The 26322-nt window shown below is 67.1% G+C and carries 21 protein-coding genes and 2 tRNA genes; 13 read left to right on the top strand and 10 right to left on the bottom strand.

All coding sequences use genetic code 11. The features are described 5' to 3' along the window. Nucleotides 1-79 precede the first annotated feature (79 nt). The 3 genes from OG405_RS02580 to OG405_RS02570 all read left to right on the top strand — a co-directional run bounded on the left by OG405_RS02580 (nt 80) and on the right by OG405_RS02570 (nt 3979). Nucleotides 80-1726, top strand: coding sequence for an acyl-CoA synthetase (locus OG405_RS02580; protein ID WP_327150028.1), 1647 nt, complete (start codon nt 80-82; stop codon nt 1724-1726). A 60-nt stretch (nt 1727-1786) separates the two neighbouring features. After that, nucleotides 1787-2350, top strand: a complete 564-nt coding sequence (locus OG405_RS02575) for a hypothetical protein (protein WP_327150027.1) — start codon at nt 1787-1789, stop codon at nt 2348-2350. A gap of 183 nt (nt 2351-2533) precedes the next feature. Beyond that, the gene (locus tag OG405_RS02570; RefSeq protein ID WP_327150026.1) at nt 2534-3979 is read left to right on the top strand and encodes a PepSY-associated TM helix domain-containing protein; all 1446 of its coding nucleotides are present in this window, start codon (nt 2534-2536) and stop codon (nt 3977-3979) included. Nucleotides 3980-4109: 130 nt separating this feature from the next. Here OG405_RS02570 and galK read toward each other — a convergent pair whose 3' ends face one another. Continuing rightward, the gene (galK, locus tag OG405_RS02565; RefSeq protein ID WP_327150025.1) at nt 4110-5252 is read right to left on the bottom strand and encodes a galactokinase; all 1143 of its coding nucleotides are present in this window, start codon (nt 5250-5252) and stop codon (nt 4110-4112) included. 434 nt (nt 5253-5686) lie between these two features. Here galK and OG405_RS02560 point away from each other — a divergent pair, with 434 nt between their 5' ends. Next, nucleotides 5687-7078, top strand: coding sequence for a GGDEF domain-containing protein (locus tag OG405_RS02560; RefSeq protein WP_327150024.1), 1392 nt, complete (start codon nt 5687-5689; stop codon nt 7076-7078). Between the two features lie 87 nt (nt 7079-7165). On the opposite strand, the gene OG405_RS02555 is transcribed toward OG405_RS02560, so the two are convergent. Continuing rightward, a complete protein-coding gene (locus OG405_RS02555) occupies nt 7166-7927 on the bottom strand; it encodes a DUF6319 family protein (RefSeq protein ID WP_327150023.1) in 762 nt (253 codons plus the stop codon). 159 nt (nt 7928-8086) lie between these two features. Between OG405_RS02555 and OG405_RS02550 the strand changes: the two genes are divergently transcribed. Continuing rightward, on the top strand, nt 8087-8902 hold the full coding sequence (locus OG405_RS02550; protein ID WP_327150022.1) for a nuclear transport factor 2 family protein: 816 nt from the start codon (nt 8087-8089) through the stop codon (nt 8900-8902). A 191-nt stretch (nt 8903-9093) separates the two neighbouring features. Further along, on the top strand, nt 9094-10095 hold the full coding sequence (locus OG405_RS02545) for an AurF N-oxygenase family protein (RefSeq protein WP_327150021.1): 1002 nt from the start codon (nt 9094-9096) through the stop codon (nt 10093-10095). A 54-nt stretch (nt 10096-10149) separates the two neighbouring features. On the opposite strand, the gene OG405_RS02540 is transcribed toward OG405_RS02545, so the two are convergent. After that, complete coding sequence (locus OG405_RS02540) at nt 10150-10881, bottom strand: TetR/AcrR family transcriptional regulator (RefSeq protein ID WP_327150020.1); 732 nt, start codon at nt 10879-10881, stop codon at nt 10150-10152. 542 nt (nt 10882-11423) lie between these two features. Here OG405_RS02540 and OG405_RS02535 point away from each other — a divergent pair. Both OG405_RS02535 and OG405_RS02530 read left to right on the top strand, forming a co-directional pair. Beyond that, nucleotides 11424-11606, top strand: coding sequence for a hypothetical protein (locus OG405_RS02535; RefSeq protein WP_327150019.1), 183 nt, complete (start codon nt 11424-11426; stop codon nt 11604-11606). Nucleotides 11607-11879: 273 nt separating this feature from the next. Continuing rightward, nucleotides 11880-12845, top strand: a complete 966-nt coding sequence (locus OG405_RS02530) for a helix-turn-helix transcriptional regulator (RefSeq protein WP_327150018.1) — start codon at nt 11880-11882, stop codon at nt 12843-12845. On the opposite strand, the gene OG405_RS02525 is transcribed toward OG405_RS02530, so the two are convergent. The 3 genes from OG405_RS02525 to OG405_RS02515 all read right to left on the bottom strand — a co-directional run bounded on the left by OG405_RS02525 (nt 12791) and on the right by OG405_RS02515 (nt 14318). After that, a complete protein-coding gene (locus OG405_RS02525; protein WP_327150017.1) occupies nt 12791-13222 on the bottom strand; it encodes a nitroreductase/quinone reductase family protein in 432 nt (143 codons plus the stop codon). The two genes, OG405_RS02530 and OG405_RS02525, sit on opposite strands and share 55 nt — an antisense overlap. Before the next feature lie 659 nt (nt 13223-13881). Further along, nucleotides 13882-13955 (bottom strand) — tRNA-Met (locus tag OG405_RS02520). Between the two features lie 289 nt (nt 13956-14244). Beyond that, nucleotides 14245-14318: transfer RNA gene (locus OG405_RS02515), tRNA-Met, on the bottom strand. A gap of 558 nt (nt 14319-14876) precedes the next feature. On the opposite strand from OG405_RS02515, the gene OG405_RS02510 reads away from it, so the two are divergent. Next, the gene (locus tag OG405_RS02510; RefSeq protein WP_327150016.1) at nt 14877-15212 is read left to right on the top strand and encodes a transglycosylase family protein; all 336 of its coding nucleotides are present in this window, start codon (nt 14877-14879) and stop codon (nt 15210-15212) included. Between the two features lie 336 nt (nt 15213-15548). Here OG405_RS02510 and OG405_RS02505 read toward each other — a convergent pair whose 3' ends face one another. Next, the gene (locus OG405_RS02505) at nt 15549-18554 is read right to left on the bottom strand and encodes a UPF0182 family protein (protein WP_327150015.1); all 3006 of its coding nucleotides are present in this window, start codon (nt 18552-18554) and stop codon (nt 15549-15551) included. 181 nt (nt 18555-18735) lie between these two features. On the opposite strand from OG405_RS02505, the gene OG405_RS02500 reads away from it, so the two are divergent. Then, nucleotides 18736-19329: a PPA1309 family protein gene (locus OG405_RS02500; RefSeq protein ID WP_327150014.1), complete on the top strand. Its 594-nt coding sequence runs from the start codon at nt 18736-18738 to the stop codon at nt 19327-19329. A 164-nt stretch (nt 19330-19493) separates the two neighbouring features. Here the strand turns inward: OG405_RS02500 and OG405_RS02495 are convergent, their stop codons facing one another. Next, nucleotides 19494-20519, bottom strand: coding sequence for a YlbL family protein (locus tag OG405_RS02495; protein WP_327150013.1), 1026 nt, complete (start codon nt 20517-20519; stop codon nt 19494-19496). A 101-nt stretch (nt 20520-20620) separates the two neighbouring features. Beyond that, a complete protein-coding gene (locus OG405_RS02490; RefSeq protein ID WP_327152625.1) occupies nt 20621-20851 on the bottom strand; it encodes a mycoredoxin in 231 nt (76 codons plus the stop codon). Nucleotides 20852-21597: 746 nt separating this feature from the next. Between OG405_RS02490 and OG405_RS02485 the strand changes: the two genes are divergently transcribed. The 3 genes from OG405_RS02485 (at nt 21598) to OG405_RS02475 (ending at nt 24782) form a co-directional block, all read left to right on the top strand. Continuing rightward, entirely contained in the window at nt 21598-23865 is a 2268-nt protein-coding gene (locus OG405_RS02485) for an ATP-dependent DNA helicase UvrD2 (protein ID WP_442790652.1), read from the top strand. Nucleotides 23866-23983: 118 nt separating this feature from the next. Continuing rightward, complete coding sequence (locus OG405_RS02480; protein ID WP_327150011.1) at nt 23984-24319, top strand: hypothetical protein; 336 nt, start codon at nt 23984-23986, stop codon at nt 24317-24319. A 181-nt stretch (nt 24320-24500) separates the two neighbouring features. Further along, nucleotides 24501-24782 (top strand): WhiB family transcriptional regulator, encoded by a 282-nt coding sequence (locus OG405_RS02475; protein ID WP_327152624.1) that lies wholly within the window; start codon nt 24501-24503, stop codon nt 24780-24782. 156 nt (nt 24783-24938) lie between these two features. Here the strand turns inward: OG405_RS02475 and OG405_RS02470 are convergent, their stop codons facing one another. Further along, nucleotides 24939-26258, bottom strand: a complete 1320-nt coding sequence (locus OG405_RS02470) for an ABC1 kinase family protein (RefSeq protein WP_327152623.1) — start codon at nt 26256-26258, stop codon at nt 24939-24941. Nucleotides 26259-26322: the final 64 nt, after the last annotated feature.

Here is a 26322-nt window from a genome sequence, read left to right as displayed (position 1 = left end):
GTTGCTAGGGTTGGCTTGCACAGGAGCTCGAGGAGGTAGGCCGCCGGCACCGGCGGTACGCCGCGGAAGGTTGTCACCGATGCCATTGTCGCTGCCCGGCCCCGTTCGCAAAGCCGGCGATATCGCCCTGGCCGTGAACGTGATGCGCAAACGCGGTCTCTTCGATCCGCTGCGGCTCGACCATGCCGTCCGGTCGATGAGCAACGCGTCCAAGTACGGTCCGTTCGCCGGGGTGGTCATGCATGCCGCACAGACCCGGCCCGAATCCCCCGCCATCGTCGACGAAAAGGGCGAGCTCACCTTCCGCGAACTCGACGATCGGTCGAACGCCTTCGCCCGCGGTCTCATCGAACGCGGCTTGCGGCCTGGTGACGTGGTGGCCGTCCTGGCCCGCGATCACCGGGGCATGGTCCTGAGCATGCTGACCGCGGGCAAACTCGGCCTGCGCGCGGTGCTGATGAACACCGGGTTCGCCAAACCGCAGTTCGCGGATGTGGCCGACCGGGAGAAGATCAAAGCGGTGCTGCACGACAGCGAGTTCTTCGAGCTGATGAGCGCCATACCCGCCGAGATCCCGCGGATCCTCACCTGGGTCGACGAATCCGATGACGCCGACCCCGCTGTCCCCACGGTCGAATCCCTGTCGGCGGGACGGTCCACCGCAGCACTGGCCGCCCCGGCCGAACCGGGTGGGACGGTCATCCTGACCAGCGGCACCACCGGCACGCCCAAGGGTGCCCCGCGCGACAAGGTGAGCCCGTTCATCACCGCCCAGTTCATCGACCGGGTGCCGTTGCCGACCGGCGGCACCATGGTGATGGCCGCGCCCATCTTCCACGGCACCGGACTGTCCCAGTTCTCGCTCGGACTCGCGCTGGGCAACCGGGTGATCTTCCAGCAGCGCCGGTTCGACCCCGAGGCCACCCTGGCCAATATCGCCCGCTACCGGGCGGACTCGCTGGTCGTGGTCCCCACCATGCTGCAACGCATCCTCGACCAGCCGAAAGAAATACTCGACCGCCACGATGTCTCCTCGATCCGGGTGATCTTCGCAGCGGGCTCGGCGATCCAGCCCGATGTGGTGGTGCGGACCGGCGAGCATTTCGGAGATGTGCTCTACAACTTGTACGGATCCACCGAATGCGCGGTCATCACGGTAGCGACACCGCAGGAACTGCGGAAATCGCCGACCACCGCGGGCCGGGCGCCGGTCGGGGTGCGGATAGCCCTCTATGACGAGAACCGCAAGCGGATCACCGAACCGAATGTCACCGGCACCATCTTCATCGACAACCCGCACGCCTTCAAGGCCTACACCGACGGACGCACCAAGGAGACCGTGGACGGCATGATGTCCAGCGGCGATGTCGGACATCTGGGCTCCGACGGCCTGCTGTTCATCGACGGCCGCGACGACGACATGATCGTCTCCGGCGGCGAGAACGTCTTCCCGCAGGAGGTCGAGCACCTCATCGCCGAACGGCCGGATGTGCTGGAAGCGGCGGTGGTCGGGGTGGACGATCGAGAATTCGGGAAACGACTGCGTGCCGTGGTGGTCCCGGGCCCGGATTCGAAGCGCGACGCCCAGGAGATCAGGGACTACGTCAAGGCCAACCTGGCACGCTACAAAGTCCCACGCGAGGTGGTCTTCCTCGACGAACTACCGCGCAACGCCACCGGGAAACTGCTGCGGAAACCGCTGACGGAGCTGGACGCCGAAAGCTGAACACAGCGGACCGGTATCGGTTCGCCGCGGTCGAGACGGGCCGTCGGATATCATCCCCGGGTGCGTATCAGGTTCGGCTCCACCAGCCCGGTGGATCATCGTGGCGCCGCTCGCGTCCGCGGTGCGGCGGCCGGCCTGATCTCGGGAGCCGCCTCGGTCGCGGCCCACGGATGGGCGGCCGGAACGAGCCCGCCCGATGGCACGGCCCTCACGCTGCTGGCCCTCGCCGCGGCGGCGGTCGGGGCTCTGGTCACCGGACTGGGCCCGTTGCGTACCGGTACCGCCGGGCTCACCGCGGCACTGCTGGCCGGGCAACTGCTCGGCCATATCAGCCTCGGCTGGGGGTCCGGGCACCTCCACCACGGTGATCTGCAACTGACCCCCGCCATGCTCACGGCCCATCTCCTCGTCGCCGGCGCCGCCGCGACGGTCGTGCGCGGCGCCGAATTCGCCTACCGCGTGGTCGCGACCGCCCTCGCCCGGCTGGTACCGGTCGCGCCCCGGCCGCCGGTGGTCCCGGACCCCCCGTCGCTCCGGGCCCTGCACCGCGATCGGGTCGTCGCATGGATTCTCGCGGCCGAAATCGGCCGCACCCGCGCACCGCCACGGGCCGTCCTGGTCTGATCTCCCACCCGGCAGTAGCGGCCGGGCGCTGTGTCTCGCTGTGGTTCGTCCGCACGCGCCCGCGCCCGTGGCCCGCCGGTTCCCTCCGCGCGGCGACTCCGAGACTCGGTGCGCGCCGCGTCCCCGCGCACCCCGGTCGTCTCCGGCCCGGTGCCGGACCAGTACAGGACGCAGGTAACAAGGATGAGTACCACCGAGGTCCCCGCGGTGCCCGACAGCGCTGCCCCGGCGACCAGCACACCCCGACGCGGCAGGGGTGCGTTCCGCGCGCTCGCGCTGCGGCTGCACTTCTACGCCGGTCTCTTCGTGGGACCGTTTCTCCTGATAGCGGCGGTGACCGGCGGGCTCTACGCCGTCGCACCCAGTATCGAATCATTCGTGAACCGGGATCTGCTGTATGTGGATTCGCGCGGTCCGCAACGGCCGTTGTCCGAGCAGGTGACCGCCGGGACCGCGGTCCGGCCGGACCTCGCTCTGGTCGCGGTCGCCCCCGCACCGGCGACGGGCGAGACCACCCGGGTGCTGTTCAGCGATCCCGCGCTGGGCGAATCCGAGCGCCGCGCCGTTTTCGTCGACCCGGTCACCGCACACCCCGTGGGCGAATCGGTGGTATACGGCAGTTCCGGCGCACTGTCCCTCCGAGCGTGGGTGTCCCAGTTACACCGGCACCTGCATCTCGGCGAGCCCGGCCGGTTGTACTCCGAACTGGCGGCGTCCTGGTTGTGGCTGATCGCCCTCGCCGGACTGGCGCTGTGGATCCGGCGGGTGTGGGCCAGGCGGCAGCGTGATTCGGCGGGGTGGCTGTTCGTGCCGAACCTGGCCGAGAACGAGCGCGAACGCCGGCTGAACTGGCACGCGGTGGTCGGAGTCTGGATCCTGCCGATGGCGCTACTGCTCTCGGCCACGGGTCTGACCTGGTCGACCTACGCGGGGGCCGATATCGAGAAGCTACGGGAGAACCTCAGCTGGACCACGCCCGCGGTCGAGACCGCACTGCCCGGCGCGGCAGCGCCCGCCCGGACCGGACACGCCGACCATCACAGCGGGCATCCGACGGGGCATTCGGTTCCGGCGGACCGGGTCCGGCAGTTGGACCGGGTGCTCGCCGCCGCCCGCGAGGCAGGTGTCACCGAGCCCGCCGAGATCACGATCCCGGCGGCCGACGGTACCGCGTTCGCCGTCAAGGAACGGCGGCTGCCGGGGACACTGACCGCGAACTCGGCCGCTGTGGACGGACCCACCGGCACCGTCACCGATCGGCTCCCCTACGCCGAGTGGCCGTTCATGGCCAAGATGGCGAACTGGGGCATCCAGCTCCATATGGGTCTCCTGTTCGGTCTGCCCAACCAGCTACTGCTGCTGGCTGCGGCTGCCGGACTGGTCACGGTGATCGTGCGCGGATACCTCATGTGGTGGCAGCGCCGCCCCACCCGGACGACCGGTACGTTCGCGCTGGGTAGGCCGCCGCGCCGGGGCGCTCTGCGCCGTTCGGCGGTCCTGGCGGTACCGGTGTCGGCCGCAGCGGCGCTGATCGGCTGGTTCGCTCCGGTATTCGGCCTGAGTCTGCTGGCGTTCCTCGTGATCGACGTTCTCGTGGGTGCCGTCCGCCGGGTCCGCCGGGCGGCCTGAGCGCCGGAATTCCGGCCGCGGGCGCCGGACGGGTGGCCGTGATATCCGCGATCGCCGCCGGTCCGCAAGCCGGATCCGGCCGCCGCGGGATCCGGTTCGGTGCCCGGTACGACCAGGGCACCGAATCGGATCAGTCGACCGGACCGGCTCCCGGCGAAGGCACGGCCTCGAAGGTCCGGGACTCGAATCCGCTGCGCGCGAGCCGCTCCCGAACAGAACCTTCGACCCGCCCGGCCGCAGCGGTGTCCACCAGCGCGATGATGCTGCCGCCGAATCCGCCACCGACCATCCGCGATCCGTGCGCGCCGGCCTCCCGGGCCGCGCCGACCGCGACATCGAGAACGTCGGTGGACACCTCGAAATCGTCGCGCAGAGAATCGTGTCCAGCATCCAGCAGCGGACCGATCTCCCGCGGGTCGGCACCCGACAGCAACAGCGCGGCCACGGCGCGCACTCGGTCGTTCTCGCTCACCACATGCCGTGCGCGCCGGTACAGCACGGGATCGGTGAGTCCGGACAACGCTGCGAGCTCGTCGATATCGCGCAGGGAGCCGACCCCGAGGGCCGCCGCGGCGGCCGCACATTCGGCACGACGGGTCCCGTACCCGCCCTCCGCGTGATCATGGGTTTGACCCGTATCGATGACGAGCAGCCGCAGACCGGCCGCGGCGAGGTCGAACGGGATCTGTTCGAAACCGCCTGTCGCGGCACCGGTGAATGCCCGCACATCCAGGAACAGCGCATGCCCTTCGGTACACAGAATGGATGCGGCGTGGTCGAGGATCCCGGTGGGCGCGCCTACATAGTCGTTCTCGGCCGCGCGGGCGATATCGATCAGTTCCCGGTCACCGACCGCCGGTGCGCACAGGTCCCGGATCGCCACCGCGGCGGCACAGCACAGCGCGGCCGACGAGGAAAGCCCCGCACCGGCCGGGACCGCGCCGTCGAATTCCAGTTCCGATCCCTCGATCCCGTGACCGCGGCGGCCGAACTCCGCGACCACCCCCAGTGGGTAGCGTGCCCAGCCCGGCAGCAGGTCCCGTTCGGTGGCCAGCGACCCGGCCGGCAGCCGAACCGATTCCCCCGGCCGCTGACGCGAACTGACCCGGACCAGATCGTCGGAATGCCGGGCACCTACGCAGGTGACCACGAGAGGTATCGCCAACGGCAGGACGAAACCGTCGTTGTAGTCGGTGTGCTCACCGATCAGGTTGACCCGGCCGGGCGCCGACCATCGACGACGCCCGCCGCTGCTCTCCTCGCGTTCCGTCACCGGACCACCGTACGAGCCGCCCGCCGGCGATCGAGATCCGCCGCGCCGCCGCCATCGAGACAGCTGTTACGACGTTGTTGTGCCAAGAGAGCGACAAATTCGACACTGCGTGTCATCATCGGATCCATAGTCCAGGTTTGGTGAGCCGATCGCACCACGAACGGCTCGGACATCCCCTCGTACAGGAACACTCGGTTTTCGTCAGCCGCCGCTCGATGGGCAGGTAGAGCACGACAGACAGATAAGGACCCAGGCCTGCGACGCGGCTCGATTTCACCGGGAATGGAGCGATCAAAGGGGGGCTGATGATCATCAGCGAACCGCAGGGAGCAGTACGGCACGGTATCCACCGGATACGGTACGGTGCAGTATTTTCCGTGATGGTGGGCTCGCCGGTCGTGCTACATCTGATACTCGGTACTCGGCTGTCGTCCGTGCTTGTCACCGTCCTGGCCGCCGCGGGGACCGTCGTCATGATCGGATTCGGCCTGCGTCGGCATCGGCCGTCGCATCCGCTGCCCTGGTATCTGCTGGCAGCGGCCGCACTCCCCTTCGCGGGCGGAACAGTGCTGCGCGAACTGACCACCTACGCGTCCACCCCTCTGGACGAGATCCTCACGCTCACCGGCTATATCGGCACCGGCCTGGCGGCCCTGCTGTGGTTGCGGCCGCGCCAGGCACGCGCCCATCCCGATGTCGCCCTGGACTCGGGGCTCATCGGGCTCGGCGCGCTGCTGGCATCCTGGATCTTCCTCATCGCACCGGTCCTGCACTCCGATGTCCCGGACGTGAACACGATTACCGCCGTGGTACTACCGGTCTGCGATGCTCTGATGCTCACGCTGCTGGCGCATTCGCTGGCCACCTCGAGCCGCTCGGAGACATCGCTGCGCCTGTTGCACATCGCCCTGGCCGGAGCGCTGGCGACCGACCTCGGCTATCGGCTGGCCGCGGCCGGTACGCTCGCCATCGACCCGGATGTACTGGTATTACCGCTGGTCGGCGCGTATCTCGCGGTCGGAGCGGCCGCTCTGCACCCGACCATGTCGGCACTGGGTGCGCCGCGATCGATCCGGCTCCACCATTCCCGCCAGCGCGCCAGCGTTATCGCCGTCGCCCTTGTGCTCTCGTCACTGGTGCCGGTCGCCCGGGCGCCGCTGAGCCCGCTCGACCAGATCATCGTGTCCTCGGTCCTGGCACTGTTGCTCATCGGGCTGTTGATCCGCAGTGAACGCGCCATCGGCCGCAGTTCCCGCAGTGAACGACGCGCCCGGTACCAGGCCGACCACGATCCGCTCACCGGACTACTCACCCGTTCAGCACTCCTGCGAGTTCTGCATCGCGACCACCGGGATTGGGCCGAACGCTCACTCTGCCTGTTGTTCATCGACCTGGACGAGTTCAAAGCGATCAACGACAGCTACGGGCACACCGTCGGCGACGAATTGATCGCCGACGCCGCCACCCGGATCCGTTCCACCGTGCGTCGTGACGATGTGGTCGCCCGCTACGGAGGCGACGAATTCATCGTCCTGGCCCCGCTGGACCGGATGGAAGCGACCAAAATGGCCGAGCGCCTGCTCGGTGTGTTCATGAAGCCGTTCCAGCTCAGCACCGGCGAAGTACCGCTGACCGCGAGTATCGGCCTGGCCTGCGGCGGCCCCCGCGATATCGACGCCAGTATCTACGACCTCATCCGGGACGCGGACGCGGCCATGTATCTGGCCAAGCGACGCGGATTCGGCTACATGTTCCACGACTCGATCCGGCACACCCCGGCCGAACCCAGCCGCCAGAGCTGGCGGCCACGAGAAACGGCTGTGTAATCTGCCCCGCCTCCGGCGAGCGTGGTCGGGACCCTCGTGGCCCCGACCACGGAGGCCGGAAAAGGCGTTACGCCGCCGGAATTCGTATCAGTCCGTCAGCTCATCGAGAAGTTTGCGGGCCTGTTCCAGCTCGGCCTGCAACTGCTGGACCTTGGCCTCCTGCGCACCCCGCACCGACTCCAGCAGACCGTCCACTACCTCGGACACCTCCGGCGGCAACAGTTTCGCGGCCTGCGCCACGGCCGTACCGGTGACCGGGACCGCGCGTACCGTCCGCTTCTTGCCCGCGGTGACGTCGACGGTCCACTCGCCATCGGCAGTGCCGTTGATGGTGACGGTGACCTCCGGCGCCTTGGTCTTACGCGCGGCCGGAGCCTTGGTCGCCTTGGCGGCGGCCGGGGTCCGCGGCGCCGCGGCCGGTTTCGCCTCGGCAGCAGCGCTCTTCGCCGCGGCGGAGGACTCGCCCGCCGGCTTCCGGTCCGCGGCCGAGGGGGCGGAGGTGGACGGGGACGCGGCGGGAGTCACGGGCGGTTCCTTCTTTCCGGGGGCGGGGGCGGGTGCGGGCGGTGGGGCGGCAGGTTTGTCACGCTGGGGTTTGACCAGCGTGACCTCGGTGGGACCGAAGGACAGTACATCCTTGGATCCGGTGGGCCGAATCTGCAGGAAGTCACCGTCGACGGGATCGCCGAGCGAGACCACCTTGCCCGACCGCCCTTCGGTGACCCCCACCGCGGCGGCGGTGAACCAGACCATCGGTGGGCGCCCCGACTCGATCTCCGCGGCGATCTGGTCGAGGTCGTTGTCGGACAGGGGTTTCGGCTTCGCGTTCGCTGATGTTCGCGACGGCATGGGCACTCCGGGCAATCTCGCTTGTTCGTCGAATAGCTGCGTGCACAGATGATGCCGCACCGTACCGACATTTTCACAAGCAGGCAGGGCAACGGCACCCGGCCGCCCATGGAACGTGTTCTATTATGGGCGCGGAATCCGGCCACCGAAGGAGTCACCGTGCCGTTGGACCCGACCGCCGCGGACCTGCGTGAGGCCGTACTGGCCTCCCCCCGCGCCGTGGCCGCGCACGACCGGACCGCGTGGGTGGGTCTGTTCGCCGCCGGTGCGGTCGTCAACGATCCGGTCGGCGCGGACCCGCACACCGGCCACGACGCGATCGCCCGGTTCTACGACACCTTCATCGCCCCCAACGACATCGTCTTCGACGTGGCCCACGATTTCGTGGGACCCGCGACCGTGCTCCGCGATCTCACCATCACCATCACGATGTCCACCGGCGCCCGGGTGCGGGTACCGATGCATCTGCGCTACGAGGTGATCGAGGAGGACGGCGCGCTGCGGATCGAATATCTGGCGGCCCACTGGGAGCTGGTCCCCATGATCGGGCAGCTCATGGGGACCGGACCGAAGGGCCTACGCGCGGGTACCCGGCTGGGCGTGCTGCTGCTACGCAATCAGGGCATGCGCGGACTCATCGGCATGGCGCGTGCGTGTACCGGTGTCGGCGGCGTGGGGAAACAGATCGCGAACCGGTTGTGCGCGGCGCTGGCCGCCGGCGATACGGCTACGGTCACCGCCCTGACCGGAGATCGGGGCACCGTGTGTTTGTGGTCGGGTGAGTCGATCACCACCACGGAACTGGCCGTGCGCGCCCGCGGACTGCGGCAGGGAAAAACGCTGTCGGCCGGGCGCTCGGTGACAGTCAGCGCCGATCTCCCGGCGGGCCCGGCCTTGATGATCTTCGATTTCCATCCCACCCTGGATCGGATCGAAACGGTGTGGGTGCACACCCGCACCGTTCCCACCCGGTAGCGGCCCGGATACGTTGCCGAGGCGCGACCTCGGGCCGGACCCGGCGGCGAAGTCCCGCGTCGCTTTCCCGCAGATCCCCTGGTGAAGGGCACAATTACACACCGACATGCCGCACTCTGTTTACTGAGACGCCGAGTCCCGGTAAATTCGTCCGCAGTAGAGATTTACGCCATACGCACGAGGAGGCATCGATGACGCCGTCGACTCTGCCGCGGGCTCCCAAGCTGGACACCCGGTACCGCGAGACCCTGGAAACGCTGTCGGAAGGCTCGGTGCACCGCCGATTCGATCCGTATCTCGATATCGAATGGGATGCGCCCGAACTCGCCCTCGATCGCGACGACCCCCGCTGGGTCCTGTCCCCCGAATACGATCCGCTCGGCGCGACCCGCTGGTATCGCGAGCTGCCACCCGAGCGGCAGATCGAGATCGGCCGGTGGCGGATCGCCAACGCGATCAAGGTGGGCGCGGCCTTCGAAACCGTGCTGATCCGCGGGATGATGCAGTACATCGCGAAACTGCCGAACGGGTCGCCGGAGTTCCGCTACTGCCTGCACGAGATGACCGAAGAGTGCAACCACATCCAGATGTTCCAGGAGCTGGTGAACCGGATCGGCGACGATGTCCCCGGTATGCGGCCCCTCTTCCGGGCACTGTCACCGTTCATCGGTGTAGCCGGCGGTTACGCACATGTGGTGCTGTTCCTCGGCATCCTCGGCGGCGAGGAGCCGATCGACCATTACCAGAAGGCCATGATCCGCAACGGCGCGAACCTTCCGCCGCTGGTGGTACGGACGATGGAGATCCATATCGCCGAGGAGGCGCGCCACATATCCTTCGCCGGCGAGTTCCTGCGGGCCCATATCGCCAAGCTCGGCCCGGTGTCGACCGCGCTGTGCGGTATCTCCTTCCCGCTGGCGCTGCGCTGGCTGGCCGGCGAGATCATGGCGCCGCCGCCGGAGTTCGCGCGCCGCTTCGACATCCCGCGTGAGGTGATCGACGAGGCCTTCTGGCGCAGTCCGCACTCCCGGCGGATCCTGTCCGGCTATTTCGGCGATATGCGCACCCTCGCCGCGGAAATCGGCCTGATGAACCCGGTCACCTCCCGGCTCTGGAAGGTGCTCGGGATCGACGGCGACCGCTCCCGCTACCGCAGCGAACCCGAACGCCGGGTCCGGGCCTCCGTGGCCTGACCCGGAACGGCCGGGCCGACCGACGGCGTTCGGCTCGGTCGCGGACGCGCGCGGTTACGAATTCCCGCCGCGCAATCCGGCGACCACCTCGGCCAGTTCCCGGTCCGGATCGACCGTGATGCTCGCGGTCCGGGCCACGCCGTCGAGGATGTACCACGCGTAATCGGACAGATCCGCGACCATCTGCGCGCGCGGCCGCCGCGACCCCGGATCGGCGACCCAGGCGGCGAGCACCCCTTCGACCATGGTCACCACGGCGAACGGCACCGGTTCCAGGGCCGCCGAATCGGCGTCCATGGTGCGGGCGATCGTCTCGATCAGTTCTCGTGACCGTTCCGATATCCGGATCTTGAGACTGGAGATCGCGTCGACACTGTCCGGGCCGTCCGCCGGTGGACCGGACCGCGCGAACGCGGCGAGGTTGGGATGGTCCCCCATCCAGTCCGCGACCGCCCGCACGGTGCGGGTGATGATCTCGCGCACCGAGCCGGACGATATGTCCAGCTGTGCGTCCAGCACGGCCTCTAGATGGTCGATCAGATACGACCGGATCCGCCGGTCCAGATCCTCCCGGCCACTGAACTGCCGGTACACCACCGATTTGGCGACCCCCGCCCGTTCGGCGATCTGCCGCACCGGCAGGTCCGCTCCCAGCGGATTCTCTTCGAGCAGTTCGACGGCGGCCCGCAGGATATGCAACCGGCGCTCGATGTTGTGCTGTTCCCAGCGCGCCTCGTAGCCGTTGACCGCCCCAGGAATCCGCGACCGCGGCGACGCCATCGACATGCTCGGGAGTGTACTCAGCACCGCCACCCCCAGGCGGCCCGCTCGCTCCCGACACCCCGGTACCCGTCCCAGCGGCGATTTCTTCACGGCGATTTCATATGCCGCACCGTTCTGCACGATCAAATGAAAGTACATTTACACGGGCATTAATTCGGGATTGCTCGCATACCGCACACACACATTGCGCAATACATTCGCCATATCTTACAAACCGGTCGTTTTGTCCACGCCGGGCCCGACGCGCCGCCTCGCGTAGCGCCGGAACGTGTTCTCGCACAGACATATCCAGAATACCGTGCGACCAGGCCGTTCCACTCGGAATAACTCACCGCGCTCGCTCGGATACGAATCCGTGGGCAGCCGGATCGAAAAAGGCTAGAATTACGGCACATTGGTACCGGGCGGGTCCGGCGATCTGCTGTCACCACGTTGCTCGGTCGCGGGAATTTCCGGCGACACCGGTCACGGGGGGCGGCGCAATCGGAGCAGCGTAGGAAATCACGCGGCGGCCCGCCGGCGCACCACGCGTACAGGAGGCAAGGATGCCCGACAACACCGGCCCCGAGGAGAACGACGTGGAATCGAACGCCGAGCATGCACCCGTGATCTGGCCGGAGCCCAGCCGGCTGGAGTCGTGGTGGCGCGACATCATGACCGACCCGGTCGCCGCGGCCCAGGCCGCGGAGCCGGAGCCGGCGCCACCGACCCTCAGCCGCAACGGCTGAGGGTCGCCTACCGGTCCACCGGCCGGACCCAGTGCCGCAACGCGTCGACCGATATCGCCGTTCGGTGCCGAAACAGAATGCGGTGCAGGGCACCTGTCCGTTCACCAGCCGCTCGAACAGCAGCGTGCGCTCGGCCGCCGTGCGCACACCGGCACCGACCTTGTCCGTCCACGCACAACCCCGTCACCGAACCGTCGGCACCGCACCGGGATCTGTCCGGGGTAGGACCGGTGGTATCACCCCCGGGCGGCCGGACTGCGGCAGCATGGAGGTATGGAGAGAGCCGAACTCGGAGCGGTGTTGCGTGCGGCCCGGTCCCGGATCGGTCCCGCGGCGGTAGGTATGCCGGCGGGTTTCCGGCGCCAGGTGCCCGGTCTACGGCGGGAAGAGGTCGCTCAGCTGGCGGGGATCAGCGTCGCCTACCTCACCCGACTCGAACAGGGCCGTGGGCCGACACCGTCGGTTCAGGTGCTGGGCGCCCTGGCCCGTGCACTGCGTTTGGACGGCGACGATCGCGATCTGATCTTCCACCTCGCCGGTTCCGCGCCGCCGCCGGATACCCGGGTGACGCGGCAACCGGGCCCCGGATCACGAGAGCTGCTCGACAGGCTGCAGCACCACCCGGCAGTACTGCTGTCCGCTGCCTCCGATGTGCTGGTCTGGAATCGGCTCGCCGTCGAACTGTTCGGCGATTTCGCGGAGCTGCCCGCACGGCAGCGCAATATGCTGCGGCTCCGATTCCTCGGGACCGGCCTGCCCCGGATGTCCGCCGACGCTATGCGCGCGATACCGGCCGAGCACTGCGTGGGAGGCCTCCGGGGCGCATACGCTCGCTACCCCGGCGATGGCCAGTTGCGCGCACTGGTCGCCGAACTCCGTGCACGCAGCGCCGATTTCGACCAAATTTGGCGCGCGGGTATCTCCCGCACACTCCGCTCGACCGCAGCCACCATAGACCACCCGGATTTCGGACCGCTCACCGTCCACGGTGACGCGCTGCGACTACCCGACGCCGATCAGACCCTGGTCCTCTACACCCCTGCCCCGGGACGCACAGCCGCGGTGTTCCGGCTCTGGCGCGATCGTGCAACGGAGGTACCGGCTGCCGGCACCGCGGCGGAGCAGTCCCTGTCGCCGGACGCATACCCGGTCCTCGAGGCCCTCGGCGGCACCTCGCACGGGAATCAGGCCGTGGGAGTGAGCCGGACCAGTGGGATCTCCCGGGTGGTGCGCTTCTGATAGTCCCCGTACGTCGGGTATTCGGCGACGATCCGGGACCACAACGGCGCCCGCTGCTCCGCGGTGAGAATATGTGCGGTCATCGCGCGACGGGGACCGTTGCGGAACGAAACCTCGACGGCCGGATTGTCCCGGAGGTTGCCGTACCACGCCGGATGCGCCGGATCGCCGGCCCGGGACGCCACGATGATGTACTCGTCGCCGTCGACGATCGGCGCGGTCAACATGACCGAGCGGGGCCGTCCGGTCTTACGACCCACAGTGGTCAACTCCAGCGCCGGCATCCCGAAGTACTCGGTGCCCAGACGACCGAAGCTGACGCGCAGCAGCGCTCGGTGCGCGGCGTTGACCGCCTTCAGCGTGAAATCAGATGGCACGACAGCTCATCCCTCCGGGTTGCGGCAGTTGATCCAGCAAAGCAGGTCCGTCATCCACGGGCAATGCAGCACCCGCACGGGCCGAGCACACTGTGGCACAACACCGCCCGCGATGCCGCCCACCCCACGCACAACGAATCCCATCAGCTCCGTTCACCGTGCACGGCCGGATCGATACATCCTCGAACACCCGGCACCCTCGAATCCGAGACCCGGCGAATTACAGTCTCGTAATTTACGAGATGCATTTCCGCTATCAGGAATCAGCTCGTTCGAAAATGCCTCGGGACCACCGATTTCGGCATGCACCTCTCGATATCGGCCCTATACCCTTTGCAATAACCAATAGATTGCCCATTCATCCGATGCCACGGCGGATCCAGGTCGCTACCCGCCGCGACCGGACGATCGCCCGCCCGCACTCGACTCGTGATGGACGATCACCCCCAGCGATTCGCTGCCCGATACCGCCGCTGCCCCACCGGCACCACGGATCGGGGTAACGCGGGCGAACGGGTCGACGCGAGCCGCTCGACACTCCGCGGTCAGCTCGACAGCGCAGCTCACCGACGGCGAGGAATACGGTCCGCCAGGCGGCGAGGGCACAGACACAGAAAGGAAGGCCCCGGAGAGTGATTTCTCCGGGGCCTTCCTTGTAGTAGCGGGGACAGGATTTGAACCTGCGACCTCTGGGTTATGAGCCCAGCGAGCTACCGAGCTGCTCCACCCCGCGTTGGGTGTCTCCAACAGTACGCACTGGCTCGCCGAACTCCAAAACGCGCCGCTGAGCTGGGCCTGAAGGTGTGGCACACACTCCCGAAGGCCGCTCGTCGAGCCACGGACAGCCCGGGGCAGCAGTCGCCGGCCGAAGAGGACAGGGAGTATGTAGTCCGAAGCCACACCGGGGCCATACGGTCCGATCCGCGCCCGGCACCGGTCACGGTGGAGAAGCGGCATGACAGAGACGAAAAGGCAGAGACGAAAAAAGCCCCGGAACCGCAGTTCCGGGGCTTTCTTCTTAGTAGCGGGGACAGGATTTGAACCTGCGACCTCTGGGTTATGAGCCCAGCGAGCTACCGAGCTGCTCCACCCCGCGTTGGGTGAACACAACACTACACACGGCTTCGGATTACTACCAAATCACCAGGTCATCACCATTTTCCCGAACGCCGGGCAGGCATCGCCACCCACCGTCGAGCCTCCTCGAGCTCCATCGGCACCCGTCGATGCCCCGGCGCCTTACGTTCCGCCGCCGACCCCGTCCACGACTCGGCATCGGAACGTTAACGGAGCGATTGCCCCGTATCTCGAGCGCTATACGCGTGACACGAATTACGATTTTCTAGTGATGCCTGTCACATATCCGTGTCGTAACAGAGGGCCTCGGGTACGGGGGAATTCCGGATATGACCTGGAGTTTTCTTGGTATTCCCGGTTTGCACCAATCGACTTATTGATAGTTATCGATACGTGATCTGACGAGATTTCTTCGTTACCGTCGTTCCCAGGCCCCGACCAACCGGGACGGGCCGACCGAACCGGAGAACGCCGGCAACCCTGTCCCACGGTTCGGATCAAACCCCGACACAACACCTGGGGACAGGGGCACGCAGCTTCCAACGCGCTGCCGGTGGGCACAGGGAGGGATTCGCATATGACCAAGACCCGAAAGTTCAGCACCCGCGCCCTCGGCTTGACCGCTATCGCCGGAGCTCTCGTTGCCGTCCCCTTCGGTCTTTCCACGGCCACCGCCTCAGCCCAATCGGGCAACTGGGACGCAGTCGCCCAGTGCGAGAGCAGCGGCAACTGGTCCACCAACACCGGCAACGGCTTCTACGGCGGCCTGCAGTTCACCCAGAGCACCTGGGAAGCCAACGGTGGTTCCGGTAGCGCCGCCAACGCCAGCCGCGAAGAGCAGATCCGTGTCGCCGAGAACGTGCTCGACACCCAGGGACCCGGCGCCTGGCCGGTGTGCGGTTCGTACCTGTGACCCCTTCCGGCGCGCGCTGAGCGCGCCGGAACCCGGTGCGTAGCGAGAGGCGCTGCCATCCACCCGGATGGCAGCGCCTCTTTCGTATCGCCGGGTGACCGGTCGGCTCGGGCACGAGCGTCCGCTGCCACAGTCCGGCACCGACCAGCGCTGGTTCGACCCATCGGCCGCGGGCCGCCCACCAGCCGTCCGGCAGAACCCGCATCCGATACGTCCTCGGCCCGCACGGACCACCCTGCAGAGAAAGAGGCGCTGCCATCCATGTGGATGGCAGCGCCTCTTCGTTATCTCCGGCGACACCGCCCGCCCGCGGCAGCCAGGGCGGGGCGGGGTGGCCTACCTGCCGCCCGCGTCCTGGTAGGCCTTCACAGCGACCTCCAGCTCGTCCAGCGCCCGGCCGAAGTCCTCGAAGTTACCGGTGCGCATCGCGGTACGCACCGCCTCGATCTTGCGGCTCAGTTGCGCCGCCGCAGCATCCTGGGCTGCCGAACCGGAACTCACCGGCGGCGGATTCGTCCCATCGGGTGCGGGTGTGCCCTGCTCGCCGGGCTCCTCACTCGCGGCCTGCTGCGGCTGCGGGGCCCCGGGACTGGGGCGCGTGGCCGGGTCACCGCCGGAAGGCGTCGCCAGCGCACCGGCACCGGGTAGTACCTGGTTCAACGCGTCCGCGAGAGTCGATCCGTAGCCGACCTTCACGCTCCCGGCCTGGTCGCGATAGCTCACCAGGACACGCAGCAACTGTGGGAACGTCGCCGTGTTCTGCCCGGTGTTGCGCTCGTTGTAGAAGGGCTCCACATACAAGATGCCGCCGTCGGCCACGGGCAACGTGAGCAGATTGCCGTATCTGATCTTGTTCGAGTTGGACAGCAGCGTCTTCTCCTGGGAGACCTGTGGCGCTGTCGTCATCGTGTTCTGCGTCTGCTGCGGACCCTGGGTCTGAGTATCGGTCGGTAACTGCAGGATGCGGAACTTGCCGTAACCGTCGGGGTCCGAGCGCACTGATATATAGGACGACAAGAACTGCCGGTTGTACCCGACCATCGCGCTGGTCAGATGGAAGACCGGCTTCCCGTCCTTCTCCGGATCACCCAGCAGCACGTAGTACGGCGGCTGGCTGGCCGATATACCCTCCACAGTCGGGTCGGCGGGGACCGACCAGAACGCGTTGTTGGTGAAGAACTCGCGCGGATCGTCCACGTGATACTTGGTCAGCATCTCGCGCTGCACCTTGAACAGGTCCTCCGGGTAGCGGAAGTGCTCGCGCAACTCGGCGCTGATCTCGTTCTCCGGGATCACCGCGTCCGGGAACACACCCCGCCAGGCCTGCAGGACCGGATCGCTGGAATCGGTCTCGTACAACTTCACGGTGCCGTCGTAGGCATCGACCGTCGCCTTGACCGAGTTCCGGATGTAACTGACCTCTTTACGCGGCAGCAAACGGCCGGTGCGCTGATCCACACTGTCCTCGACCGCCCCCTCGAGCGACGTCGTCTGGGCGTAGGGATAGCTGTCCAGCGTGGTGTAGGCATCCACGATCCAGACGATCCGCCCGTCCACGACCGCCGGATAGGCGTTACCGTCCGGGGTAAGCCAGGGCGCGACCTTCTCCACCCGGTCACGCGGCGACCGGTTGTAGAGGATCTTCGAATCGGCGCTGATCGCCGAGGAGAACAGAATATTGCGTTCGGCGTACTTGGCCGCGAACGCGAGCCGGTTGAACCAGTTCCCGATCGGCACCCCGCCGGAGCCGTCATAGGTGAAGCGGGCCTGGTCGGTGTCGTACTCGCGGGGGTTCTGGCCGTCCTTGGTACCGACGATGGCGTAGTCCGGATCGGACTGCGAGATCAGCTCGCCGTAGTAGATACGCGGCTGATCGACCTTGATCCGCTGCTGGTCCTTCGGCGTGAACAGATCGCTGACCAGGAAAATCGGATAACCCGAATCGCTGCTACCACCCGCCGCGTTCGGATCCTCGGACTGCGGCCGGTTGACCCGGTTCGCAGGAGCGGCGACGAAACCGTTGCCGTGTGTATAGACCGTGTGCTTGTTGATCCAGTCCGTCTGGTTACCGCTCAGGGTCGCCGGGGACAGTTCGCGGGCGGCCACGATATAGTCCTGGACCTGGCCGTTGAGCGAATACCGATCGATATCGAGCGCCTCGGGGAAGCCGTAGAAGTTCTTCAGCTGACGCAACTGGGTGAACGTCGGGGACAAGATGTTGGGATCCAGCAGCCGGGCGTTGCCGATGGTGGCGTAATCCACCGGCACATTCACCGGATTCTTGCTGCTCTCCCCCTTGTAATCGACGTATTCGATCTTGTCGTCGGTGATCCCGTAGGCCTGGCGGGTCGCATCGATATTGCGCTCGATGTACTCGCTCTCCTTCTCCGCCGCGTTCGGACGCACCGAGAACTGCTCCACCATGAGCGGCCATACCGCGCCCACCAGCACCGAGGACAGCACCAGCAACGCCGCCGCCATCGCGGGCACCCGCAGATCACGCAGCACGATCCCGGCGAAGAAAGCCAACGCACAGATGATCGCGATGGACAGCAGGATCAGTTTGGCCGGCAACACCGCGTTGATATCGGTGAACGAACCACCGTTGAAGGTCGGCTCCTTCCGGCTGCTCATCAGCAGCTGATACCGGTCGAACCAATACGCGACGGCCTTCAGCAACACGAACAACCCGGCCACCGCCGCCAACTGGACCCGCGCCGGAGTGGTGAGCACACCCTCCCGCCCGGTCAGCCGCAGCCCGCCGAAGATGTAGTGCGTCACCAGATTCGCGAAAAAAGCGATCACAATGGCGACGAACAGCCAGTTCAGCACCATACGGTAGAACGGCAGATCGAAGGCGTAGAAACCCACGTCGAGACCGAACTGCGGATCCGTGCGGCCGAAGGAACCACCATGCAGGAACAATTGCACGGTGACCCAGTTCGACTGGGCGACCAACCCCGACAAGATCCCCAACAGAGCCGGGATACCGAGCCCGAACAATTTCAGTTTCCCGAGCACGGTCGCCCGGTACCGGGCGACCGGATCGCCGGCGCCCGAGGTCGGCACGAATACCGGACGGGACCGATAGGCCAGCAACAACGCGAGCCACACGATCAACCCGACCATGAGGCCGACCACCGCGAAAACCGCGACCCTGGTCAGCAGCACGGTCAGGTAGACGCCGCGGAAATCGACCTCCCCGAACCACAGCCAGTTCGTATAGGTATCGATGAGCCGGGGCCCTACCAACAGCAGTGCGGCCAGCACCACCGCCGCCACCAGCAGCAGACGGCTGCGCCGGGACAGCGACGGTAAACCGGCGGGGGGGCGCATGCCCACGATGCCACTCTCCAGGGTCCGGCGGCGAAGGTACCGGTATCGCCACCGGCCGCTGCGCCGCAGTCCGAATTGTTTCGGTCGGGCCCAGTACGGACCCTCTGCGCCCACTTTACGGAAAACGGACATGTTCGCGACCGCAGGGTTCGGACGGTGTCGCAGCGCCGGATGCGAGGATGGTCCGGTGAGCGCCGATCTGCATGCCGAAATCGTCCTTGCCCGTTCCGTCCACGAGGTCGCGGAGTTCGTGGACGCCGAGGGCTGGGAAAGATCACCGCAGATGTTCGCGTTGGTCCGAACCGCGGATCTGGTGGCGGCCGAACCCGCGCTGATCGATCAGATCGACGCCGCGGACGAGCTGACACCGATCGCCCAGGACCCGCTACCCGATCATGTGGCCGGCGGCTCGATGGCACTCGACGAATTCCTCGCCACAACCAGCTGGCCCCCCGCGGTGGAGGGCTGCGTCCTGGTTCAGGAGATCGTAGTCCTCCCACCCGACGCCGAGGACGATCTCGACGAGGCCCTCACTCCATTGCTGGCCGACGCGGACGCCGCCGACGCGGCCGGCCGGGCCGCCGCCCACGCGCACCCGGGACGGCGCGAAGCCCGGCTGTTCGCGGCGGTGCTGCGTTCGGGAAACAGCCTGTGCCTGTTGCAGTTACGGCCCGAAGAGGACGAAGACGACGACGCCGACCTGGATCTCCGCACCTACCCGAACCTCGCACCGAACCTGGTAGAAGCGCTGCGGCACACATTCGAGGACACCGCCGAATAAGGGTGTATATGGCCCCGCCTTCGGCGGGGCGGGGGGGACTGTCGCTCCGATGGTGCTCAATGGTCACCGATCATGGGCGGCCGGAGGCACGCGCTCCAGGAACCGGGGGCGGGGAGGTGGGCCATCCGGAGATGACGGCGGGTGGTGTGGGTCGGGTTCAGGTCTCAGCTACAACTGGGCGCGGCCTGGCCCGCGGACAGATCCTCGAGTGCCTGTACGGCGCCGGCCAGCGTCTCCACCCGAACCAACCGGAGTCCCTCCGGGACCCGCTGGCTCGCCTCGTTGCAATTACCCGCCGGCACCAGGAACGTCTCCGCTCCCGCCTCCCGGGCGGCCATCATCTTGTACTGGATGCCGCCGATCGCACCGACCTTGCCGTTCTCGTCGATACTCCCGGTCCCCGCCACGAAGGAACCGCCGTCCAGATCTCCCGGACTCAGTTTCTCCACCAGCGCCAGGCTGAACATCAGCCCGGCCGACGGGCCACCGATATCGGCCAGGTTGAAATCGATCTGCACGGGCGGCGCCGCCGCCTCGGTGGGTGTCAACCCGAGAAAACCCTTGGCCTCGTCATCGGGCCGCGCAGCGAGGGTGACGTTCGCCGTCTGCTCGGCGCCGTCCCGCCGGTACACCATTGTGAGGACCGTCCCGGGGGCCCGGCTCGACACCTCGGTGACCACGTCCTGGGTGGTCGCGACCGGCTTACCGTTCACGCTCACGATCTGATCACCGGCGCGCAGCACATCATGGGCGGGGCCCTCCTCGGAGACCTCGTGCACCAGCACCGCGGTCGGCAGGTTCAGCTGATGCATGGCCGCGACCTCGGCATTGCTTTCCGACGTCGCGAAGTCCTGCTCGTTCGACTCGTCCACTTCCTCCCGGGACACCCCAGGCGGGTACACCTCGGCACGCGGCACGATCCCGTGCCGTCCACTGACCCAGAAACCGAGCGCCTCGAAAATCGTCAGCCCGTCCCGTACCGCGACCGTGGTCATGTTCAGATGCCCGCTGGTCCGGTCGACCTCCGCCCCGGAGACCTGCACGACCGCCAGGCCATCCACTTCACCCAGCGTATCGAAGGTGGGCCCGGGCCCCAACGCGACGAACGGCACGGTGTACACACTGCCCACCACACCGAACAGCAGAACCGGGAACAGAGCGACCAGAAGCGTGATGAGCCGACGATTCACCCGGCCAACACTAGCCATGCACACCCGAACAGTGCGGGACAGGCACGCGCGCGCGACCCAAGAGATCGCCGACCGCCGACCACGCGCAGGCCGGGCGGGGGTCAGCCCTGACGCGCGAGCGCCTGCTTCACCTCGGCCAAGGACGGATTGGTAGCGGTCGACCCGTCCGCGAACTTCAGAGTCGGCACCACATGATTACCGTTGTTCACACTGCCCACGAACTCCGCCGAAGCCGGATCCTGTTCGATATCGACCTCCACATAGGTGATCCCGGCCTCTTTCAGCTGGGTCTTCAACCGTCGGCAGTAGCCGCACCAGGTGGTCGAATACATGGTCAGATCCGGAGTCACATCAGTCACGAACAGAGCAACATCCGAGAGGTCACGTTTATTGCAGCGCTCGGTGCCTTTCCGATGCCACGGGCCCGGAGCCCTCAGGACTCGGCCCGCAGAACATCGGTGCATGGTGGAACGGGGTCGCGAAGTGATCCGGGGCGGACGCGTTCCCGAAGGCGGGGGCACGCTTGCTCGGAAAGGCGGGAAGCAGACTTGCTCGCCGAAGAGGCGAAGCAGACTTGCTCGCCGAAAAGGAAAGCAGACTTGCTCGCCAAAAAGGAAGCTGACTTGCTCGCCAAGGTGCTGTGTTTTTGGCGCGCTGGCGCGCGCGGGGGTTGAGGCCCTGAAGTCTCGCCGTTCAGGCCTCGAGACTCGCGCTTCGCGCATGCGCTTTCGAGGCCTGAACGGCGAGACGGCCTCAACCCTTTGGGGTGTCTCGTAAAACTCGACTCATGCGGGTTGCGTCGGGACTCGAGGGCGCGGTCGGCATGTGGACTTGCGCGTGGCAGGGATCATCGGGGGCTTCACTTGCCCGGCGGCGGCGCAACGCTGGAGGTCACGCCGATCGGGCTCTGCGGCTGTGACTTGGCATCTCGACCGATGGTCGCTGCGGGGCCACACCCATCCTCACTGTTTTACGAGGCCTCACTGTTTTACGAGGCCCACCAAGGTCGAGGCCCGTCTCGCCCTTGGCCGGAGGTGCTCAGCAGGTCACATTCTGCGGATGGCCGACCGCACGTCACATGCGCGAAGCGCGAGTCTCGGGCGCTGAACGGCGGGACCTCAGGGGCCTCGACCCGCGACGCCGCAGGCGGCGCCGAAAAACACAGCAATACACTGCTCCGGTGGGCGCAGTCGATCTCTCCGAGTTGGACCCGGAACAGGCCGCCGCCGTCCGCGCGCCGCGAGGGCCGGTGTGTGTGCTCGCCGGCGCCGGTACCGGGAAGACCCGCACCATCACCTATCGCATCGCGTATCTCGTAGCGGCGGGGCAGGTGCGGGCGGATCAGGTGCTGGCCGTCACCTTCACCGCGCGGGCGGCCGGGGAGCTGCGTGGACGGCTGCGGTCGCTGGGGCTCGGAGATGCCGCGTCGACGGTGCAGGCACGCACCTTTCATGCCGCCGCGCTGCGGCAGTTGCGGTATTTCTGGCCGCAGGTGGTGGGCGAGGTGCCGTGGCGGATGCTGGACAACAAGTTCCCGGTGGTCGCGCAGGCCGCGAACCGGGTCGGTCTGGCATCAGGTACCGAGAGCGTGAAGGATCTGCTGGGCGAGATCGAATGGGCCAAATCGTCGCTGGTGGCGCCCGAGGACTATGCCGCGGCGGCGGAGTCCCACCGGCGGGAGACGCCCTTCGCCCCCGCCCGGGTCGGGGAGGTCTACGCGGCCTATGAATCGGTGAAGATCACGCCGGAGGGTCTGCTGCTGGATTTCGACGATCTGCTGTTGCACACCGCCGCCGCGCTGGAGGACTATCCGTCGGTCGCCGACGAGTTCCGCGAACGCTACCGCTGTTTCGTTGTCGACGAATATCAGGACGTCACCCCGCTACAGCAGCGGGTGCTCGATGCCTGGCTGGGCGAACGCGACGATCTCACGGTCGTCGGGGATGCCAACCAGACCATCTATTCCTTCACCGGCGCCGGCCCGGGGCAGCTGCTGGACTTCTCCCGCCGGTTCCCGGATGCGACCGTGGTCCGGCTGGAGCGGGACTACCGGTCGACTCCGCAGGTCGTGGACCTCGCCAACCGGGTGATCGGGATGGCTAAGGGCCGGATCGCGGGGACCCGGCTGCAGCTGGTGGGGCAGCGAGCGGACGGACCGGAACCGGAGTTCGCCGAATACGACGAACTCGCCGTCGAGGCCGCCGATGTGGCCCGGCGGATCGACGAGCTGCTGGCTCGAGGCACTCCGGCCGCCGAGATCGCGGTGCTCTACCGGATCAACGCGCAATCAGAGGCCTATGAGCAGGCGCTGACCGAACGCGGGATCGCCTATCAGGTGCGCGGCGGCGAGGGTTTCTTCCAACGGCCGGAGGTACGTCAGGCTGTCCAGGAGCTGCGCCGCACGACAAACCGCGACGACCTGCCCGAGGCATCCACTTCTGGGAAGAAACTGATCAGCCTGGTGCGGGCGGCCTTGGCTCCGGTCGGTCTCACCGCATCCGCACCGTCCGGCACCCAGGCGCGCCAGCGGTGGGAGTCGCTGGTGGCGCTGGTCCGGCTGACCGAGGATCTCGTCGAACACGAACCGGATCTCACGGCATCGGGGCTACTGCGCGAGCTGGCCGCACGGGCCGAGGCCAGGCATCCACCGACCGTGCAAGGGGTGACGCTCGCCTCACTGCACGCAGCCAAGGGTCTGGAGTGGGACGCGGTGTTCCTGGTCGGGCTCAGCGACGGCACCCTGCCCATCTCCTATGCCTTGAACGGCGACGGTTCGGTCGCCGATGTGGCGGCTCTGGAAGAGGAGCGCCGACTGCTGTACGTGGGCGTGACCCGCGCCCGGATCCATCTCCGGTTGTCGTGGGCGTTGAGTCGCGGCGACGGCGATCGCCGCTCTCGGCGGCGTTCCCGGTTCCTCACCGGACTGGTGCCCGACAGCTCCCCCGCGTCCCGAATAGCCACTCCGGCGCGGCCCGACGCGAACCGCCCCGTCTGCCGGATATGCGGTCGCGCGCTGCTCGATTCGGAGACCCTGTTGCTGCGCCGGTGCAAGAACTGTGTGGGACAACCGGATACCGAACTGCTCGGCGCCCTGCAGGACTGGCGGCGGGAGAAGGCGGCCGAGCTCGCGGTCGACCCACGCGGGATCCTGGGGGTGAACACACTGACAGCGATTGCCGAGCAGCTGCCGGAGGACGAAGCGGGGCTGGCCGCACTGGGTATCGGTGAGAGCAAGATGCGCAAATACGGGGCGGAAGTGCTGGCGATCATCCGGTCCCGGCGCCGTTCGATCTCCCGCTTCGGGGGCGCCGGCGGAGAACTCGGCAAAACCGCAGGTAGAAAATAGGTTGTCGACTCCGGCGAGATTGCCTAAGGTGGAAATCGCGTTCGGGAGGGTTACATCCACGCGCACAGTTGAAACACAGTTGAGATCACGACCACGAGTACAGGAGGGAGGCAGTCAGATGAACAACACAACGAATTACGGCTTCGTCGCCGTAGTGCCGAATATGCGGTCGTCCGCTGCTTCCCGGGGGTTCCTCGCTTCGCAGGGGACCGGCCTGTCCTGCCTCGATATCGCCGGTGAGCAGGCGCGTATCCGCTATTCGCATCTGCCGAACATCGTCGAACCGCAGGACCAGTCCATCGCGAACTGGCACCCGGGGGCTGCACTGGCAGCCGTCGGCTCCTTCGCTATCGATCTCGCCGCAACACCCGCGGTGGCAGATAAGCGACCGGAAAGCCTTCGCAAAGGACACCGAGCGACCGTGAACAGGCGGCCCCACAGCCGACCAAGGTAGGGATCAACCCCACACCTCCTGGCCACGGGACGCAGATGCGGAACCGTGGCCAGAATTATTTTTTGGCCTTCAGCCCACAAGGCACCGGTTCCGCACAACGAACACCGAACCGCTGCATAACAAGCTGAAGGAGAACGACGTGGTCACCACCACCCAGAGCTGGCCGACGGCCACCACTGATGTGGCGTGTAGCACCGTGGCAACCGATCCCGGGGACCAGCGGCTTCCCGCTCTGCCCTGCCGGGCCGGGAATCCCGACCTGTGGTTCGCGGAGAGCCCGGGTCAGCTGGAAGAGGCCAAGGCGCTGTGCGCTTCCTGCCCGATCCGTAAGGGCTGCCTGACCGCGGCCATCGATCGGCGGGAGCCGTGGGGCGTCTGGGGCGGCGAGATCTTCGATCAGGGGGTCGTCATCGCTCGCAAGCGCCCGCGGGGCCGGCCGCGCAAGGTCGCCAGCTGTGTCTGACAGGGACTCCGTGTCCCCCACGGGTACACACCGACACCGGAAACGAGCCGCTCATCGCTTCGCCGATGAGCGGCTCGTTCGCTTGGAGGGTGGTTTCGACGGCCACGGTATCGCGACCTCCCCGCCTGTGGTTGATCCCTTGCGCCGGAACGGTTTTCAGGCGCTGTCGCGCTGCTCCCGGAATCCGGGCAGCCAGGTGGAGGCCAACTGCATGAACGGGACCTCGGCATCGAGCTGAGCGCAGATGCCGATCGACCCGCCGAGCACCCGGAAGATCATCAAGTATTCGGCCGGCAACACCATCGCCCGGGCGGTTTTCATCTCCGGGGACGAGTAATCGGTCGCCTTACCCGCCACGCGCTGCATCCAGCGCCGGGTGAAATGGAACGACTCGGTGCGGATCGGGTCGGTGAACGGGCGCAGGTACTCCTCGACCTCGGTGTCGGTGAGAGTCCGGCCCGGTAACACCCAGCCGTTCGCGTGCAGGAGCTCGGTGAGTTCGTCGTATTGCTCAGCGACCGCCAAGGCGAGGATACGGCCCAGCATGTCCGGGAAACCGCCCGGCAGCGGCGCGCAGGCACCGTAGTCGATCACCGCGAGCTTGCCCGCCGGGGTGATCATGAAGTTTCCCGGATGCGGATCGGCGTGCAGCAGACCCACCGTCTCGGGGGCCGAGAAATGGAACCGGCCCATCAGCCCGGCCACCCGGTCGCGCAGGGCGCGGGTGCCCTCCGGATCTGCCTGTCCGGCGCTGATGACGGCGGAAACCGGTGTGCCGTCGAGCCATTCGCTGACGATCACCTTGGGCGCGCTCGCGACCACCTTGGGCACCACGAATTCGGGATGTCCGTCATAGGCCTTGCTGAACGCCCGCTGGTTCGCGGCTTCGTTGCGATAGTCCAATTCCTCTTCGGTGCGTTCGGTGATCTCGGCCAGTAGCGGTTTCACATCGGCGCCCGGGATGACCTTCGCGAACAGGCCGGTCATCCGGTTCAGGGTGCGCAGATCGGCGCGCAGCGCCTCATCCGCGCCCGGGTACTGCACCTTCACCGCGACCCGACGCCCGTCCGACCAGACCGCCTTGTGCACCTGGCCGATACTCGCCGAAGCGGCCGGGATGTCCTCGAACTCCTGGAAGCGCTTACGCCAATCAGTGCCGAGTTGGTGGTCGAGAACCCGGTGCACGGTGGCGGCGGGCATCGGGGGCGCGGCCGCCTGCAGTTTGGTCAACGCCTCGCGATAGTGCTCGCCGAACTCCTCCGGAACGGCGGCCTCCATCACGCTGAGAGCCTGCCCGAACTTCATCGCACCGCCCTTGAGCTCCCCCAGCACGGCGAACAGCTGTTCGGCGGCTTTCTGGTTGAGCTCGGTGTTGATCTCCTTACGATCACCGCCCGCGAGCTTCTTGCCGAAACCGACCGCGGCGCGACCCGCTACCCCCAGCGGAATCTTAGCCAACTTCGCGTTGCGGGACATGGGCCGGCGCACGATCTCAGACACTCCCCCATAATGGCCGACAACCCCACCTATCTGCCACGGA

The sequence above is a fragment of the Nocardia sp. NBC_01329 genome (assembly GCF_035956715.1).
GTDB lineage: Bacteria > Actinomycetota > Actinomycetes > Mycobacteriales > Mycobacteriaceae > Nocardia.
Note: the sequence above shows the minus strand (reverse complement) of the source record. Positions and strands in the feature narration are given on the sequence as shown.

Excerpts from the sequence above, each read along its gene's own strand:
- OG405_RS02480 (WP_327150011.1), top strand. The coding sequence starts at position 23,984 with ATGAACAACACAACGAATTACGGCTTCGTCGCCGTAGTGCCGAATATG.
- OG405_RS02555 (WP_327150023.1), bottom strand. The coding sequence starts at position 7,927 with ATGCCGTCGCGAACATCAGCGAACGCGAAGCCGAAACCCCTGTCCGAC.
- OG405_RS02470 (WP_327152623.1), bottom strand. The coding sequence starts at position 26,258 with ATGTCCCGCAACGCGAAGTTGGCTAAGATTCCGCTGGGGGTAGCGGGT.
- OG405_RS02570 (WP_327150026.1), top strand. The coding sequence starts at position 2,534 with ATGAGTACCACCGAGGTCCCCGCGGTGCCCGACAGCGCTGCCCCGGCG.
- OG405_RS02535 (WP_327150019.1), top strand. The coding sequence starts at position 11,424 with ATGCCCGACAACACCGGCCCCGAGGAGAACGACGTGGAATCGAACGCC.
- OG405_RS02545 (WP_327150021.1), top strand. The coding sequence starts at position 9,094 with ATGACGCCGTCGACTCTGCCGCGGGCTCCCAAGCTGGACACCCGGTAC.
- OG405_RS02530 (WP_327150018.1), top strand. The coding sequence starts at position 11,880 with ATGGAGAGAGCCGAACTCGGAGCGGTGTTGCGTGCGGCCCGGTCCCGG.
- OG405_RS02580 (WP_327150028.1), top strand. The coding sequence starts at position 80 with ATGCCATTGTCGCTGCCCGGCCCCGTTCGCAAAGCCGGCGATATCGCC.
- OG405_RS02510 (WP_327150016.1), top strand. The coding sequence starts at position 14,877 with ATGACCAAGACCCGAAAGTTCAGCACCCGCGCCCTCGGCTTGACCGCT.
- OG405_RS02485 (WP_442790652.1), top strand. The coding sequence starts at position 21,598 with ATGCGCGAAGCGCGAGTCTCGGGCGCTGAACGGCGGGACCTCAGGGGC.
- OG405_RS02490 (WP_327152625.1), bottom strand. The coding sequence starts at position 20,851 with ATGTATTCGACCACCTGGTGCGGCTACTGCCGACGGTTGAAGACCCAG.
- OG405_RS02540 (WP_327150020.1), bottom strand. The coding sequence starts at position 10,881 with ATGTCGATGGCGTCGCCGCGGTCGCGGATTCCTGGGGCGGTCAACGGC.